Raw genomic sequence first — 15520 nt, 5'->3', positions numbered from 1 at the left:
GGCCTTTTGCCCTAACGCCTTCAATACCGAAGTCTCAACACTCGGTAAGCCGCTGATACCGCGCCTTAACACACATTTATTACTCGTTTGCGATAATACACGCATTGTAATGCTTTATTACATAGGCGGTAGTAAACTGCCCCCGATCAAACTCAGGTCAAAAAAAATAAAAATAATTCTTCGTTATCAGTACTTAAGCCGAGCACACAGCTAAGCTTTTACTAGTAAGAAGCCCTAATACTTGGTGGCGCTAAGGGGTCATTGATGGGAACAGTACCAAACGTTGAACAAGCCACACGGCACAACACTGAGCCAGCTCCTACTGTGACTCGGCGACGGTTTTGGCGACTATTTATTTGGCTACTCGTGCTTGCAATTATCACGACGGCAGGCGGGCTGCTGGCCTATGAGATGCGTACCTCTTGGTTGCAGGCCCGCGAGATCCCGCGCTACGCCAACAGCTTAAGCTATTCATTGGAGCCAGGATCCAGTGAAGCGATCAGTTTTCCCAAACATGGGCCTTTCGATCAACGCTTAGGCTACGCTCGCTTGCCGGATTTACTGGCGCGCCTTAAAAGCCAACAGTTTATGATTACTCAGCAGGTGCAGTTTTCACCCGCGCTGCAACAATATACCAGTCATGGCCTGTTTCCTCCTTACTTAGAGAAAACCCAGACGGGGCTATTTGTCGGCGATTGTCGCCGCGAGCCTATCTATGACTACCTTTATCCACAGCGCCATTACAGGGACTTTGCCAGCATTGCTCCCTTGGTGGTGAACACGCTGTTGTTTATTGAAAACCGCGACTTGTTAAGCTCGGACTTTCCGGCCATTAACCCCGCCGTCGATTGGCCGCGCTTTACTAAGGCTGCATTGTCCCAATTAGGCCGTGCGCTCGATCTGCAAGATGACTCGGCCGGCGGCAGTACCTTGGCCACGCAAATAGAAAAATTTCGCCACTCCCCTGGCGGGAGAACCCAATCGGCCAGTGAAAAACTGCGCCAGATGATTTCCGCCAGTGTGCGCGCCTATCAAAATGGCCCCGAGACCTTAGCGGCACGCCAAAATATTGCCCTTGCCTATTTAAACTCGGTGCCATTGGCCGCCGCCCCCGGCCACGGTGAAATTAACGGCATCGGCGATGGTCTTTGGTTATGGTTTGGCGCCGAGCTGGATGAAGTAAACCGCTTATTAGATGCAAACGCAGCGCCCACCGAGCAGCTTGCCGAGCAAGGCTTGGCGCTGCGCCAAGTGATCGCATTAATGATTGCCCAACGCCGCCCCTCTTATTACTTACATGCAGGGCGCGAGGATCTACACCAGTTAACCGACAGTTATCTGCGCATACAAGCGCAGGCAGACATGATAAGCCTAGCCTTGCGCGATGCGGCCTTGGCTCAACGGCTGGAGTTTCGTAATTTCAGTACGCATCCTGTTACCCAATATGTAGAAAACAGCAAAACCCTATTAGTGACCCGCGGCCGCTTAGCTAACTTACTGGGCATGTCATTTTATGAACTGGACCGCTTAGACTTATCGGCCAGCACCACGCTCAATGCCGAGTTACAGCAAAAAGTGACCGATTACTTACAACAACTGGCGGATCCTGATGTGGCCCGCGCCATCGGTTTATACGGCGAGCGCTTGTTATCACCGGAAAAAACTGCCGAGGTGCGCTACAGCTTTACGCTGTTTGAGCGTGGCCAGCAGGGTTTTTATGTGCGAGTGCAAACCGATAACACCTTGCAGCCCTTTGATATTAACGAAGGCAGCAAGTTGGAGCTGGGCTCTACCGCTAAACTCAGGGTGATGGCCACCTATCTGGAGATTATTGCCGAGTTACATCAGCAATATGCAGGCTTTTCTCCAGAAAAATTGCGCGAGCTTAAACCCGCTGCCCAAGATTATTTGAGCCAGTGGGCGATTCAGTATTTGTTGCGCAACTCAGACCGAGCCTTGCAGCCCATGCTGGACGCAGCCCTAGCGCGGCGCTATTCCGCCAGTACCGGCGAGCGATTTTTTACCGGCGGCGGCTTGCATACCTTCAACAACTTTCGCCGCCAAGATAATAGCCGTAACCCGACCATGATTGAGGCATTGCGCGAGTCTATTAACCTGCCCTTTATTCGGGTAATGCGCGATATTGTGCGCTACAGCATTTATCAAAATGAAAATCGCGCGCAATTGCTAAGTGATGATAAAAATCCTGAACGCCAAGAGTATTTAAGCCGCTTTGCCGACCGCGAAGGTCGAGTATTTTTACTGCGCTTTTGGCGTAAATACCAAAACAAAACCACCGATGAGCAGTTAAATCATTTCTTTGATGGCCTGCGCCCCACTGCCACTCGCTTAGCGGCGGTGCACCGTTATTTATTGCCGAACGCCAGCCGAGCTGAATTTGATGCCTTTATCAAACAGCGTTTACCAGGTGCGGCGCTCAATGAAAAAAGGCTACAACAGCTATACGACAGCTATGGGCCCGGTGCTTATAACCTTGCAGATCAAGGCTACATTGCTCGTGTGCACCCGTTAGAGCTGTGGTTATTAAGTTATCTGCAGCAGCACCCTGAGACGCGCTTTAGTGATGCCGCCGATGCCAGTATTGAGCAGCGCCAAGAGGTGTACGCTTGGTTATTTAAAACGCGTCACCGCAGTGCGCGCGACACCCGCATTCGCACCATGCTGGAGATTGAAGCCTTTAGCGATATTCACCAACGTTGGCAGCAACTGGGCTTTCCGTTTGATAGCTTAGTGCCCTCGCTGGCCACCGCCATTGGTAGCTCTGGCGACAAACCTGTAGCACTGGCGGAGCTGGTGGGCATTATTTTAAACGATGGCATACGCCTGCCGACAGTGCGCATGGACCAACTGCACTTTGCCGCCAATACGCCTTATGAAACCCAGCTGGCACCGCAATTACAGCAAGCGAAACGCGTGATGCATAAAGACGTGGCCGGAGTATTAAAAAATGCACTGTCGCAAGTGGTAGAAGGCGGAACAGCGCGCCGCTTGCAAGGCAGTTTTACCTCCAGCGATGGCAACCCGCTCACCTTAGGGGGTAAAACCGGCACCGGTGATAATCGTATTCAAACCGTGAGTCGTTATGGCCAAGTGCTCACCTCTCAAGCCCGTAACCGCACCGCCACTTTTGTGTTTTATTTGGGCGAACACCATTTTGGTACCCTGACCGCGTATGTACCGGGTCAGCAATCAGACAAGTTTACCTTTACCTCCGCTTTACCAGTGCAGGTATTAAAAGGCATGGAACCTATTTTAAGACCTTATCTGCAGCCGAGTAGTCAAACTGGCTGTCTGCCAACCAACTTGGCAACGACGGCAAAGGCTCTCCTTGAGCCCGACGCCACAGCCAATGCAGCGCCGGCTTTAGCGGCAAGCGTGCACTAATTTGTTGCGGCTGAGGCAAGGGCTGCCACTCTAGGGTTGGCCCTTGCTCTGCCACCACAAAGTTGAACACATAACCGGGCTCTTGGCCCATGCGCAAGTCGGTGATCATCAGCTGCCCTTGCTGTTCGCTCATCTTAAAGTAGCCTTTGCTAAACCAAGCCAAGCGCGCTACCGCAGGATGCTGTTGCCACGCCAGATACAAGTTGTTGCCTCGGTCGTGTTCGCTAAACACCGGAGGCTCTCGGTCAAACAATGAAATAAAGCCCTCACTGTACCCCTGTGGCGTGATCACCAACACCCGCCATAACAGGGTATTGAATGCGGTGGGGGTTACCAGCCGTTGCTCAACCTTAACGCCCTGCTCCGCCAGCCAGCGATCGGCGGTTTGCGTCACCTGCCACTGCGCCACTAAGCTCCAGCACAAATACAGGGTACTCAAATATAGACCCCAGCGGTTGGCGTTTAGCCCGCGCTGTTGCCGTCGCCACAGCGCCATCGCCAGCCCGATGAATAACGGCAGGGTATACAGCGGGTCGATAATAAAGATACTGCCGATGGCAAAGGGGTAATCGGTAACAGGCAGCGCCAACTGGGTGCCATACACCGTCATGTTATCCAGCAGTGCATGGGTAATCAGCACCAGCCAGATGGTCAGTGTCCAACTGCGCCAGTGCCTTTGCTGGCCGAGCAAGCGGCACAGTAACCAGGCCAGCGCTGGTGACGCTAGGCTCAGGTAAAACAACGCGTGGCTAAATCCGCGGTGAAAGGTCATATTGCTGACTGGGTCACCATAATCAATCAAGACATCTAAATCTGGTAGGGTACCAAAAAAGGCGCCCACCAATGCCGATCGCCCCACCCCAGTCCGTTTGCCCATCACGGCAACCCCGATGGCGGCGCCCAAAGCTAATTGTGAAAGTGAGTCCATGTTGGTTAATATCCTGTTTATTAAAAAGGTGGACCGGCAAGATCCCGATTGATGGCATAGTCTGATAGCATATGAGTCTTACCTTGAAATGCCAACATAACACCAAATCCAACGCTATTTTTGCCACGGAATACACGGAAAAATAGAGATCAAATCTGAAAAATATTATGAGTAAGAGTTAAAACAAAGCAGGAGCTGTGATGGAGTTGTATATTTGGCGCCATCCTAAGCCGCTGCATGCGGTAGGGGTGTATTTGGGGCAAACCGATATGGGCGTGGATCAACGTAAATTGCGCCGCTTGGCTAATCAGATCCAGCGCTTTGCCCGCCGTCATAGATTGCCTAAAGTGCTCTGGGTCAGTCCCTTACAACGCTCTTTGGGTGTGGGGCGCATATTAGCCAAGCGGGGTTTTCGCTGTGAGGTAGCGCCGGCACTGGCGGAGCTTAATTTTGGTGACTGGGACGGCAAACCTTGGCAGCACATTGCCAAACAAGACATAGACGCTTGGTGTGACAACTTTAGTTTTTATGCGCCGAGCGGCGGAGAAAATCTACAGTAGTTGTTCGCCAGAGTTGCATCATGGCTAACACAGCAAGATAACGCATCACCCAGCACGCCACGATTGGCGGTGGGCCATGCGGGGTGGATTAATGCCGCCATTCAGCTGGCCAATAAGCGGGACCTACCCAAAAGTGCCGCAGACTGGCCCCGCCCCGTGGTTTATCGCCAGCTAACTCAGCTGACTATTTCAGCTGCTCAACTCTAACCTGCGCCACACCGGCGCGGATCATATTAAGCTCGCGTGCCGCTTGCTCGGATAAGTCAATAATACGCCCCTTGGCATAAGGGCCGCGGTCGTTAATACGCACCACTATGGACTTGTGATTATTGAGGTTGGTCACCCGGACTAAGCTGCCAAATGGCAAGGTGCGGTGGGCGGCGGTTAAGGCATTTTTATTAAAACGCTCGCCACTGGCGGTTTTACGACCGTGATGGCGGGTCCCGTAATAAGACGCCTTGCCCTGCTGAGCACTCACCACCACAGGACCACTCACGGGCGGCGGCGGTGCGCTACCACAAGATTGCAGCACTAACGTCAGTGGCAATAACAGCCAGCCAAGCTTGCGCAAGTTAACTTTCATAGGTTTATCTCTCACTCGGCCAACATCTTCGCCCGTTACTTGGCGAAGATGTAACTTACTGCTGTTCCAGCCACACCACTAGGGCGAAAGCATCGGCCAAGGTGCGTATGGCCAGCTTGACTGTGCAACATACGCCTAAATTGGCAGCATAACGTTTTAGCTCATGATTAAGCTCGAGCAAAGATACTAACTCGGGTTGACGGTGCCAGTACAGGGCGCCGTCGTTTGCCTGCGACAGAAGATAGACCCATCCTTGGCTGTCAACTAGCCGACAACCCGGCCATAGCCGCTGGTCTTCAAGCGCATCAAGTCCTGCCACACAGGCATAATCACCACCTTGCTCACCGCTCACTAACGCTGGCCAGTGTGGGGCAAATGAATGGCCGGCAGCGGGCTTAAGCACCTTGTTACTGCCCAACTTTACCTTGAATGGCCAGCTGGCTTAAGTGGCAGTTCTCACCTTCCAGCTCGACCATGGCTTGGCCAATCTTGAGTGCCTCGCCAATATCGTCAATCTCTTGCTGATGGGCGCGACGTAATTTTTTACGTAACTTACCCATCACAAAACGGCGAATTTCATCCTCATCTTCCAATAACAACCCGGCAACCTTAACCGGCTTACGGGTTTCTTCACTCAAGGCAACCATAGTGAAATAGGAGGTATTGGTATGCTTTACTGTGCCTTCACGAAAGTTTTCTGATTCGACTTTAATGCCCACTTCCATCGAGCTGCTGCCTACGTAGTTGACGGAGGCGTACAACGTCAGTAAGTCGCCAACTTCTACTGGGTTCATAAAGTCAACCGAGTCCACTGAGGCCGTCACACTATAGCCTTTGCAATGGGAAGCAGCACAGGTATAGGCAATTTTATCCATTAGGCTCAAAATTACGCCTCCGTGTACCTTGCCACCAAAGTTGGCATAAGACGGCACCATCAACTCTTTAAGGATCACCTGTGAGGCTTTAACTGTTCTAAATCCCGCATCGCTCATTACTTCACCTAATCATTAGCTTAAAATACAATAAGTTATGGCTACTTAAGTCGGCGCTTTGCCGGGCAACGCACCTATAATGCGTGAGCACAGCGAGCATCCTAACCCAATTCCCAGCAAAAAAGACTGAATATTTTGCAATTTGCGGCACAGATCATATGCTTTCGCTAAAGCCTAAGGGCAGTGGGGATTGAGACGTTCGGTGAAGGCGCCCTGTCACTTCATGCAAGATCTTCCTCCCGTTTATCCGCTAAGCTGACTTGAAAAAATTTCAGGTGTTTATTGGCGATAACCTTATTCTTGGTTCACTCTTAAACCGTTCGCCGCGCACTTAAAATGCGCAGAACTTATACATGCACACTGTTATATCGATATGTCATATATGGACACTTTATACATGGGTACTTTATACATGAGCACTAATGTCAGTAAAGACTGCGGCAGTACCTTACACATTCGGTAGACCTCCAATTTTGTGTTGTTTTGTGTACCTTAAGGAGCAGACACCATGAAAACCGTGACCACTTTTACTCTCCGCCATCATCACCGCACTGACCATGTCTTACGCTAATATCAGCGTAGCGGCAGATACCGATCCTAAAGAACATGTCTGGCAAGATCGTATGGGGCTAGAAAACTACGATCTGCAAAGGGTTGCGCTGGAAAAAGATTTAATCGGCTCAGAGACGGTCGAACAGTTACGCAGCCGATTACAAAAAGCCGGTTACCGCCTCACTGCCATTAACCAAGAGTCTGACAGCGGCGTGGAATATGAAGTGGTTAAAGGCGATCATACGTTTGAAGTGAAGTCTGAAGTCTCCGACGGCAAGCTAAAAGATCTAGAGGTTACCAATAACATCTGGCGGGCAGACTCAACCAAGCGCGCTTTAAAAGATGCGGATTACGATGCCAGCGATGTGACCTTCGATAAAGAACATCCGGGCCGTTACAGCGATGCACAATTCGCTGACACTTGGGCACAAGAAAAAGAGGCGCTGGCGGCAGCCATGCCAGTGGGGAAAAAGTTTGACGACTATAAAAAGATACTCGAAGACAGGGGTTATCAAATTACCTCTATTAATGATGTCGACGACGATGATGTAGAGTTTGAAATCGTCAAAGGCGATCACAGCTTTGAAGTTAATCTTGAACGTGATGATGACACTCAAGTAGTGAATGAAGTCGAAGTCAGTAACAACATTTGGCACTCAGAGGAAACTGAAAAAGCCCTCGATAAAAAATAATCCTGTTTTTGTCATACCCACAGACTACCGGCGCCCACAGAGGCGCCGTTTTTATGCTTTCAAGTGTTTTGGTCGATTATACTAATCTGGAAAACTCACTGCTCAAGGCCTTTTCGCCACGCTTCTTTGTAACGAGGGGGCACGGAAAAATAGTGATCAAATCTGAAAGTGACGCTAAGTAGTAAGAGCCAAGCACCCTAGCTTGAATAGGATGCGCCCTTCCCATCGAGGCTCTTAGTCACTTGCCGCACGTGAACTGCGTCCGTAAGTTCCGTGGATTCAGTGGATTCAGTGGCAAAAAATAGTCTTTGGTCTTTAGCTTTCGGCTCGGCGCGGTGATTTTTGGCTTAATGTGAACAGGTCACATACTTACTTAGAATGGTATTACTCTTACCTAAAATAAGTCAATCCTACAACAGGCCAGAGCCAAACCTTGGTCGTCCTAAGTAATGCCGCGTAACTCATGTGGATCTACACTGTCATTATAGATGCCATTTTGTGGGCCCAGATATGAAGCGACACTTATTAGGACAACCACTAACAGCCGAAGAAACTATCACTCTGAAAGAGATGTCAAAACACCATCCTTTCCCAGATTTCAGACGAAGGGCTCTCGCACTGCTCGCGCTGAATGATGGCTCTACGGTTGTCCAGATTGCCCAGATGTTTCGGATAAGCGATCAACCGATCTACAACTGGACAAAAGGCTGGAGAACTACGGGATTGGTCGGCATTTTGACTGGGCATAAAGGCGGCCGACCGCCCAAGTTGACAGCTGAAATGTTGGATATGGCTGCAGATATTGCCCGCTCTGAGCCACTGACGCTGGCTAAGATAGCTGTCCGCGTTCGCGACCAATATCCTGATGCCCCTTCATTCAGTTTGGACCGCCTTTCGGTTGGACTAAGAGCCAGAAAGCTATCTTTCAAACGAACCCGGCTCAGCCTCGAAAAAAAAGAGACGAAGCAGCCTTCCAGGAAGCAAAAGGCCGCTTGGCAAGACTCCAAGGAAGGGCCAAAGCAGACAAAATAGAACTTCTTTACTGCGATGAAAGTGGCTTCTCCTGCGTACCGAATGTACAGCGGGCCTGGGCACCACTCGGTGTCACTCATCTCGCTGATGCCAGTGCAAGCCGTAAGCGTGTGAATGTGATTGGCGCACTGAACTATGCTACCGGTAAGCTGCATTTTGAACTTTTTGAACACTCAGTGAAACGGCAACACGTGGTACCCTTTTTAGATAAGTTGGCGCAATCTTCCTGCCAGGATAAATTGACGATTGTGGTCGTGGACAATGCGTCAATCCATCATTTTATCGCCCCCTCGATGCGAGATAAGTGGCTGTATGATCATCAGTTTGTACTGCTTTATCTCCCCCCATACAGCCCGGAATTGAACTTGATCGAGATATTGTGGAAGCAAGCTAAATATCACTGGCGAAGCTTTACCTCTTGGAAGAAAGACAAGTTAGTGAATGAAGTATCAACGCTATTCAAGGGAGTGGGTAATGACTTCCACATAAGTTATGCGTGATTACTTATGCGAGGGGTGCAACGACGCGGCAACCCCTGGTTATGTACCGCGCCGTTGTAGCATGGATTGCCGCGCTACGCTCGCAAAGACGGAATAAGGGCGCATAACAACGGAGCGAAAAGCGACGTAAAGCTAACGCGAAATCTTGATGTCCAACAGAATAACTACACTCCTCAACCCAAGCATAACGGTGCTCCAGAAAAAGGAAGATCATAACTCGCTAGTTTTTCAAATTGGTATGAATCTGCTCTTAGGCTCGCGTAGGTTAAGGTCTTGCCTTAGTCCTGTGCTTAGCGTCCAATGGTTAAATACTTAAGCTCCGCTCTTCAAGCTTAAACTTTCTAAACAATAAAGGACCCGACATGCACATAGACAAAGCAAAAAAACGCATCGCCAAACAGGTTAAAAAAGGGTTTAAAGGCTACCCACAAATTACTCTGGAGTATTTTGGTGCCAGTAGCGATTGTGCGACTGAGGTGGCAATCCGCTTTACTCAAGAACAGGGCGCGGCTGAGCAAGAACAACGCTTTGTCAGCCAAGCAGATGTGCGAGAAGACGAAGTGATCCAATCGGCATTAGTTAAAATTATCGAACGCGCGGATGCCAGCTCGGTGATGGAAGTTGAAGGTGTGTCGCCGCTTTAACATGACTCGTCTAATCGCTTAAGAGTCTGAAAAATATCTGTGTTCGGCAGGCACAATGTTCTTTGTTCGGTCGAATAAAGCCGCCCAACGAACCGGACGGCGCTTTGTCTCTTGTAGGAGCAAAATTTTGACACCCAACAGAGTATTTACGTATTGCACACGGCTTGTTGATTGAAACAGTATCAGAAACAAAATCGGCCTGCGCAATGCGCAGGCCGAGGTCATTCTTTACGTCAGGCTGTTGCCTAACTTAAGCAACGACAATTAGGCAAAAACGAAGTACTTACGTACGGTTTCTACTACTTCCCATGTGCCTTTAAAGCCAACTTCAATTACGAAAATATCGCCAGCTTTCAGGTGAATAGGCTCGCCGCCTTCGGGCGTCAGAATGCAATAGCCTTCACGGAAGTCGCAATATTCCCACTTATCATAGTTTACTGCCCACTTACCTGGTGTACACATCCAAGTACCCATCAGCTTAGTGCCATCTTCTGACTTATAAGCGTTCAGGTTAACCGTATGCGGGTCGCCAGATAACTTCTCCCACTGAGTAGCGTCCAATAACACCTCAGGCTGAGCTTCGCGCAATAACTTGATATTGTTAGACATGATGTCTCCTTGTCATGACTCTTTATTACATTCACAAACCTGCCAAGCAAGCTTGTTTAATAGACAGCGGGCACAGCGCTTGCTGCCACCCCCTGTCGGGAATACATCGAACGAGTATTAACTGCCCAGTACTACCGTCTTGCTCTGGTACATAAACACCCGTTTTTCGATGTGATACTGAATGGCTTTAGCCAAGGTTAAACACTCGATGTCCTTACCCTTGGCAACCAAATCTTCCGGATAATGACTGTGATCTACCGTCTGAATGCCCTGAGTAATAATGGGGCCCTCATCCAACTCGTTATTAATGTAGTGGGCGGTAGCCCCGACCAACTTTACGCCTTTAGCATATGCCTGATGATAAGGCTGTGCGCCCTTAAAGCCCGGCAGCAACGAGTGATGGATATTAATGGCCCACCCCGCCAAGCGATTACACAGCTCGGGGCTAAGCACTTGCATGTAACGCGCCAGCACCACCAAATCAGCTTGTGATTCCTGCACTATTTTCCAAATTTGTTCTTCTTGCTCGGCCTTAGTGTCGGCGTTAACGGGCAGATGATAAAAAGGAATATGGTGCCAGTCTGCCAACCGCTGTAGATCCGGGTGATTGGAGATAATGGCCGGTATTTCGATCGCTAGCTGGCCGGTACGATAGCGATATAGCAAGTCGTTAAGACAGTGATCAAACTTAGACACCATGATCACTACGTTAGGCTTGCGCTTGCGCTCGCTTAGTTCCCAGTCCATGGCAAAGTCAGCTGCGCGCAGGGCAAAGCCATCACGAAAGCTGGCTTCATCAAATTCTCCCTGCTCGGGTTTTCTAAATTCAGTGCGAATAAAAAAATGACCGGCGCGGGCATCATCAAAGGTTTGCATGTCGGCCACATAGCAGCCCTGTTCACGCAAATAACCGGTAACGGCGTCTACCGACCCCAGCCGACTGGTGCAACTAGCGGTCAAGATCAGGGTATCGTGTTCTGCCATGAGTCAGCCTCCTGCTGAAATGTACCGGGCGTTGGGTTACAACACCCGGCGCGTAATATTTATGTGCTCACCTGCGCCGCAGCGCAGATGAGCAAGGCTTAGTTACTTTTCAATGACCAGGCCGTATTCGCGACTGGCATCTTGCAACCACATCCAGACATAGTCGGAGAAGCTGCGACGCACTACCATCTCGAAACTGTCGGCGCCGGTGCGGCGCAACAGCACAGTGGTCTTGGCAAAGGTGGTGCCCACACACTTGCCGGTAGGCAAGCTGGAGGGGTGCACATCGTAATGGCACGACTTGCGAAGTACCATCTCGGCTTTAGGGCCAGATATCGCTAATACCGTCTGACCACCGCTCACATCAACCAAAGAGTAATGACCGCATAATTGCTCGCGCAACTGAGCTTGCACCTGCTCTTCTTTGCCGCTTTCGGTAATAATTAACCACTCGTCCGGTGCTAGCCATTGCACCAACACCTGATTGTTTTCTGTCGAGCCACAGGCCGTGGTCGGCAAAGCCACTCCCAAGACCTTAGACACAGTCTTGGCAAACAACTCGTTGCTTGCATTACCACGTAATACCAGATGACCCAGCAGCGCCTTTTCGCGTAGCACCACTTCACCTTGCTGATTTTTTTTGGCAAGCGCCGGCAGGTTAGCGTGATAAAGCGGAGATTCCACTCGTACTGCCGTGTCGGCTTCAGCCATAATTGCAGTGATGTTAGACATGCTGACGCTCTCCTTTTGGATCATAAAATACAGGGCTGGTGATTTCGACTTCCAACACGCGACCATCGGCCAGCGGGCAGTAAACCGTTTCACCCATGCGGCTTAATCCGCCTTTAACCACACCCATGGCAATATTGTGGCCTAGGTTGGCGCTGTAATAGCTGGATGACACATGGCCCACCATGGGTACCGGCACTGGATGGTTAGGCTCCAGTACAATTTGTGCGCCCTCAGGAATAACCGTGGCCGCTTCTTTACACTTGAGTCCAACCAGCTGTTTGCGGTCGGTACGTACCGTGTCTTCACGGGTCCAAGAACGCTGACCAATAAAGGGGAACGGCTTGGTTTTACCTACACACCAGTCCATGCCTAAGTCGAACGGAGTTACCGAGCCATCGGTGTCTTGACCGACGATAATAAAGCCCTTCTCTGCCCGCAGTACGTGCATGGTTTCGGTGCCGTAAGGCGTAATATTAAACTCGGCACCCGCTTCCATCACGGCTTCCCACACGGTCAAACCGTAGTTGGCTTGCACGTTAATCTCAAAGCTCAGCTCACCAGTAAACGAGATACGGAAGATACGTCCGCGCACCCCAGCAATGGTGGCATCACGCCAGCCCATGAAGGGGAAGTTCTCGCCCGACAGGTCGACATCAGTACAGATTTTTTCCAGTACCTTGCGGCTATTAGGGCCAGTCACCGTCATGGTTGACCAGTGATCGGTTACGGAAGAGAAATACACTTCCAGCTCTGGCCACTCGGTCTGGTGCCATAATTCCAGCCACTGCAGTACGCCTGCGGCGCCGCCGGTGGTAGTAGTCATCACAAAATGGTTATCGTTGATGCAGGCAGTTACCCCATCGTCAAACACCATACCGTCTTCTTTACACATTAAGCCGTAGCGGCAGTTACCGGGGGTTAACTTAGCCCAGGCGTTAGTGTAAATGCGCGCTAAAAATTCACGGGCACCGGTACCTTGAATATCAATTTTGCCCAGCGTAGAGGCATCCAAAATGCCCACGCTCTGACGTACAGCTACACACTCGCGGTTAACCGCTTGGTGCATGTCTTCGCCAGATTTTGGGAAAAACCAAGGGCGCTTCCACTGTCCTACATCTTCAAACTCAGCGCCTTGCTTTACATGCCAGTCGTGCATGGCAGTAAAACGAGCCGGGTCAAACAGGTGGTGCGCATTACGTCCAGCAAAGGCGGCAAAGGTCACCGGCGTGTAGTTAGGACGGAATACCGTGGTACCCGTTTCAGCAATGCTCTTATTCATGGCGCGGGCCGCAATGGCCATGCCGTTGATATTACCCAACTTGCCCTGATCGGTACCAAAACCCATGGCGGTATAGCGCTTGATGTGCTCGATGGACTCAAAGCCCTCGCGCACGGCCAGCTCAATACCCGCTGCCGTTACGTCGTTTTGGTAATCCACAAATTGCTTGGGCGAGCGACTGCTCTTCAATGTGTGAGGCACCATAAACAGCGCTTGCGCCGCATCTTCTTTTGGATCTTCGGTAACGATATCGGCATCTACTACATCGGCAGAAATCTCGCCATAGCCAGTTGCCTCGGCGGCAGCTTTGCCCGCGGCCAGACCTTCGGCCAATACAGTCGATAACTGATAGCTACCTTGTACACCACCGGCCAGTAACTGCTTTTGCACGGTTTCGCCAGGCACAAAGCCAATAATGTCGTCGTTCCAGACGGGGCGCGAACCGGTGTGAGCCGACAAGTGTACTACCGGGCTCCAACCACCTGAAGTAGCGATAATGTCGCAAGCTAAGGTCTCGGCTTTACCGGTAACTTGGCTGGCATCGCTAGATAGTTTTGCCACTTTAGCCGCAGTTACTCGCTTTTTGCCAACAGCTTCAATTAAGCCGTGACCGGTATAAATCTTCACGCCGCGAGCTTTGAGTGCCAAATAGCGCATGCCGCTCGGTTGAGGACGACTGTCGATCACTGCCACAACTTCGCGGCCTGCATCCAACCAATCGATAGCAGCTTGATAGCCGTAATCGTTACACGTCATCAGCACCAAGCGCTGACCTGGGGTCACGCCATAGCGGTTAACGTAGGTAGACAGCGCACTGGCTACATAGGTACCGGGCAAGTCGTTGTTGCCATAAACCAATGGACGTTCGTGTGCACCGGTGGCCAGTAGCACTTGCTTGGCGCGAATACGGTGTAAACGCTGGCGAGTTTTATCAGAAACACGCTCACCCAAGTGATCGGTACGGCGTTCTAGCACAGTTAAAAAGTTATGATCGTAGTAGCCAGCCACCGTGCTGCGAGGCAGCAAGGTAACATCAGGCAGCGCCTGCAGTTCTTTTACGACTGCCTGCACCCATAACTGCGGCGCTTGGCCGTTGATGGGTTGAGTACTGTGCAGTAAATGACCGCCAAACTCGTTTTGTTCATCAACCAGAATCACTCGTGCACCACGTCGGCCCGCCGCTAACGCGGCCGCCAAACCTGCGGCGCCACCACCGGCCACCAACAGATCGCAATGGTGGTTCAGCTTGTCGTAGGTATCCGGGTCATTGGCTTTAGGCACGCGGCCCAGACCGGCAGCTTTACGGATCAGATGTTCGTATTTCGGCCACATGGACTGAGGATACATAAAGGTCTTGTAGTAGAAACCGGGGGGCATCATGCTGCCGCCGAGCTTACCCATTACGCCCATGATATCTTTGTCTACGTTTGGCCAGCCATTGGTGCTGGTGGCCGTCAGGCCATCGTACAACTCGGCCTGAGTACCCCGAATATTGGGGATCATGGTGGCTTCTGAGCAACCTACCTGCAAGATGCAGTTCGGCTCTTCGGCACCGGCGGCCATAATGCCACGCGGACGTGAATATTTGAAAGAGCGACCGACCACGTCGACGCCGTTAGCCAGCAAAGCCGAGGCGATGGTGTCGCCTGACAGTCCCTGATAACGCTTGCCGTTAAAAATAAAGCTAAGCGTTTTACCGTGGTCTACTCGACCTTTGCCCTGAAGACGATGCGGCTGACTCATGACTGGTCTCCTTTCTGGGGCTGTTCGCCCACTTTGTAAGTTTCCTGAATTTCGTAGGTCACTGTGTGGCGCGTTGCGTTAAAGAACTTGCGACAACCTGAGGCGTGATACCACATTTCATGGTGTAGGCCACGCGGGTTTTTACGCATAAATAAATACTTAGCCCATTCTGCATCGCTGATCGCGCTGGGGTCGGCCGGGCGGGCAATGTGTGCCTCGCCGCCATAGTTAAACTCTTCTTCTTCGCGAAGCTCGCCGCAATGCGGACAGTGAATATTTAACATT

14 protein-coding genes and 1 pseudogene are annotated in these 15520 nt (G+C 51.0%); 6 read left to right on the top strand and 9 right to left on the bottom strand.

The annotated features are described in order from the left end of the window. Positions 1-264: 264 nt before the first annotated feature. Complete coding sequence (locus tag R0134_RS05005; protein ID WP_319783735.1) at positions 265-3405, top strand: transglycosylase domain-containing protein; 3141 nt, start codon at positions 265-267, stop codon at positions 3403-3405. A gap of 457 nt (positions 3406-3862) precedes the next feature. Here the strand turns inward: R0134_RS05005 and R0134_RS05000 are convergent. Then, positions 3863-4282, bottom strand: a pseudogene (locus R0134_RS05000) (metal-dependent hydrolase); the annotation flags it as partial. Positions 4283-4533: 251 nt separating this feature from the next. Here R0134_RS05000 and R0134_RS04995 point away from each other — a divergent pair. Continuing rightward, complete coding sequence (locus tag R0134_RS04995; RefSeq protein ID WP_319783734.1) at positions 4534-4893, top strand: histidine phosphatase family protein; 360 nt, start codon at positions 4534-4536, stop codon at positions 4891-4893. 184 nt (positions 4894-5077) lie between these two features. On the opposite strand, the gene R0134_RS04990 is transcribed toward R0134_RS04995, so the two are convergent. Genes R0134_RS04990 through R0134_RS04980 form a run of 3 tightly spaced genes read right to left on the bottom strand, consistent with a single transcriptional unit; the run spans position 5078 to position 6468 of the window. Then, complete coding sequence (locus tag R0134_RS04990) at positions 5078-5476, bottom strand: septal ring lytic transglycosylase RlpA family protein (RefSeq protein WP_319783733.1); 399 nt, start codon at positions 5474-5476, stop codon at positions 5078-5080. A 55-nt stretch (positions 5477-5531) separates the two neighbouring features. Then, positions 5532-5894, bottom strand: a complete 363-nt coding sequence (locus tag R0134_RS04985) for a DUF4144 family protein (RefSeq protein WP_319783732.1) — start codon at positions 5892-5894, stop codon at positions 5532-5534. After that, entirely contained in the window at positions 5884-6468 is a 585-nt protein-coding gene (locus R0134_RS04980) for an acyl-CoA thioesterase (RefSeq protein WP_319783731.1), read from the bottom strand. The genes R0134_RS04985 and R0134_RS04980 overlap by 11 nt, the downstream gene beginning before the upstream one ends. 557 nt (positions 6469-7025) lie before the next feature. Between R0134_RS04980 and R0134_RS04975 the strand changes: the two genes are divergently transcribed. The 4 genes from R0134_RS04975 to R0134_RS04960 all read left to right on the top strand — a co-directional run bounded on the left by R0134_RS04975 (position 7026) and on the right by R0134_RS04960 (position 9888). Next, positions 7026-7712 carry a hypothetical protein gene (locus R0134_RS04975; protein WP_319783730.1) on the top strand — a complete coding sequence of 229 codons (687 nt, stop codon included), beginning with the start codon at positions 7026-7028 and terminating at the stop codon, positions 7710-7712. A 510-nt stretch (positions 7713-8222) separates the two neighbouring features. Beyond that, the gene (locus R0134_RS04970; protein WP_319782624.1) at positions 8223-8744 is read left to right on the top strand and encodes a helix-turn-helix domain-containing protein; all 522 of its coding nucleotides are present in this window, start codon (positions 8223-8225) and stop codon (positions 8742-8744) included. Next, positions 8705-9244, top strand: a complete 540-nt coding sequence (locus tag R0134_RS04965) for an IS630 family transposase (RefSeq protein WP_319782623.1) — start codon at positions 8705-8707, stop codon at positions 9242-9244. Before R0134_RS04970 ends, R0134_RS04965 begins: the two co-directional genes overlap by 40 nt. Positions 9245-9606: 362 nt before the next feature. Further along, entirely contained in the window at positions 9607-9888 is a 282-nt protein-coding gene (locus tag R0134_RS04960; RefSeq protein ID WP_319783728.1) for a hypothetical protein, read from the top strand. Between the two features lie 264 nt (positions 9889-10152). Here R0134_RS04960 and R0134_RS04955 read toward each other — a convergent pair whose 3' ends face one another. The 5 genes from R0134_RS04955 to R0134_RS04935 all read right to left on the bottom strand — a co-directional run bounded on the left by R0134_RS04955 (position 10153) and on the right by R0134_RS04935 (position 15519). Beyond that, positions 10153-10497 carry a cupin domain-containing protein gene (locus R0134_RS04955; protein WP_319783727.1) on the bottom strand — a complete coding sequence of 115 codons (345 nt, stop codon included), beginning with the start codon at positions 10495-10497 and terminating at the stop codon, positions 10153-10155. 117 nt (positions 10498-10614) lie between these two features. Further along, complete coding sequence (purU, locus tag R0134_RS04950; RefSeq protein WP_319783726.1) at positions 10615-11481, bottom strand: formyltetrahydrofolate deformylase; 867 nt, start codon at positions 11479-11481, stop codon at positions 10615-10617. Between the two features lie 102 nt (positions 11482-11583). Further along, positions 11584-12213: a sarcosine oxidase subunit gamma gene (locus tag R0134_RS04945; RefSeq protein WP_319783725.1), complete on the bottom strand. Its 630-nt coding sequence runs from the start codon at positions 12211-12213 to the stop codon at positions 11584-11586. After that, positions 12206-15235 carry a sarcosine oxidase subunit alpha family protein gene (locus R0134_RS04940; protein WP_319783724.1) on the bottom strand — a complete coding sequence of 1010 codons (3030 nt, stop codon included), beginning with the start codon at positions 15233-15235 and terminating at the stop codon, positions 12206-12208. The genes R0134_RS04945 and R0134_RS04940 overlap by 8 nt, the downstream gene beginning before the upstream one ends. After that, positions 15232-15519: a sarcosine oxidase subunit delta gene (locus R0134_RS04935; RefSeq protein ID WP_319783723.1), complete on the bottom strand. Its 288-nt coding sequence runs from the start codon at positions 15517-15519 to the stop codon at positions 15232-15234. The genes R0134_RS04940 and R0134_RS04935 overlap by 4 nt, the downstream gene beginning before the upstream one ends. Between the last annotated feature and the right edge of the window lies 1 nt (position 15520).

Origin of the sequence: Oceanisphaera sp. IT1-181, from assembly GCF_033807535.1 — a bacterium.
In the GTDB taxonomy this organism is placed as follows: Bacteria; Pseudomonadota; Gammaproteobacteria; order Enterobacterales; family Aeromonadaceae; genus Oceanimonas.
Note: the sequence above shows the minus strand (reverse complement) of the source record. Positions and strands in the feature narration are given on the sequence as shown.

Bases quoted from the DNA above. Each gene is read 5' to 3' on its own strand.
- R0134_RS04980 (WP_319783731.1), bottom strand. From the start codon at position 6,468: ATGAGCGATGCGGGATTTAGAACAGTTAAAGCCTCACAGGTGATCCTT.
- purU (WP_319783726.1), bottom strand. From the start codon at position 11,481: ATGGCAGAACACGATACCCTGATCTTGACCGCTAGTTGCACCAGTCGG.
- R0134_RS04970 (WP_319782624.1), top strand. From the start codon at position 8,223: ATGAAGCGACACTTATTAGGACAACCACTAACAGCCGAAGAAACTATC.
- R0134_RS04995 (WP_319783734.1), top strand. From the start codon at position 4,534: ATGGAGTTGTATATTTGGCGCCATCCTAAGCCGCTGCATGCGGTAGGG.
- R0134_RS04945 (WP_319783725.1), bottom strand. From the start codon at position 12,213: ATGTCTAACATCACTGCAATTATGGCTGAAGCCGACACGGCAGTACGA.
- R0134_RS04975 (WP_319783730.1), top strand. From the start codon at position 7,026: ATGTCTTACGCTAATATCAGCGTAGCGGCAGATACCGATCCTAAAGAA.
- R0134_RS05005 (WP_319783735.1), top strand. From the start codon at position 265: ATGGGAACAGTACCAAACGTTGAACAAGCCACACGGCACAACACTGAG.
- R0134_RS04940 (WP_319783724.1), bottom strand. From the start codon at position 15,235: ATGAGTCAGCCGCATCGTCTTCAGGGCAAAGGTCGAGTAGACCACGGT.
- R0134_RS04935 (WP_319783723.1), bottom strand. From the start codon at position 15,519: ATGTTAAATATTCACTGTCCGCATTGCGGCGAGCTTCGCGAAGAAGAA.
- R0134_RS04955 (WP_319783727.1), bottom strand. From the start codon at position 10,497: ATGTCTAACAATATCAAGTTATTGCGCGAAGCTCAGCCTGAGGTGTTA.
- R0134_RS04990 (WP_319783733.1), bottom strand. From the start codon at position 5,476: ATGAAAGTTAACTTGCGCAAGCTTGGCTGGCTGTTATTGCCACTGACG.
- R0134_RS04960 (WP_319783728.1), top strand. From the start codon at position 9,607: ATGCACATAGACAAAGCAAAAAAACGCATCGCCAAACAGGTTAAAAAA.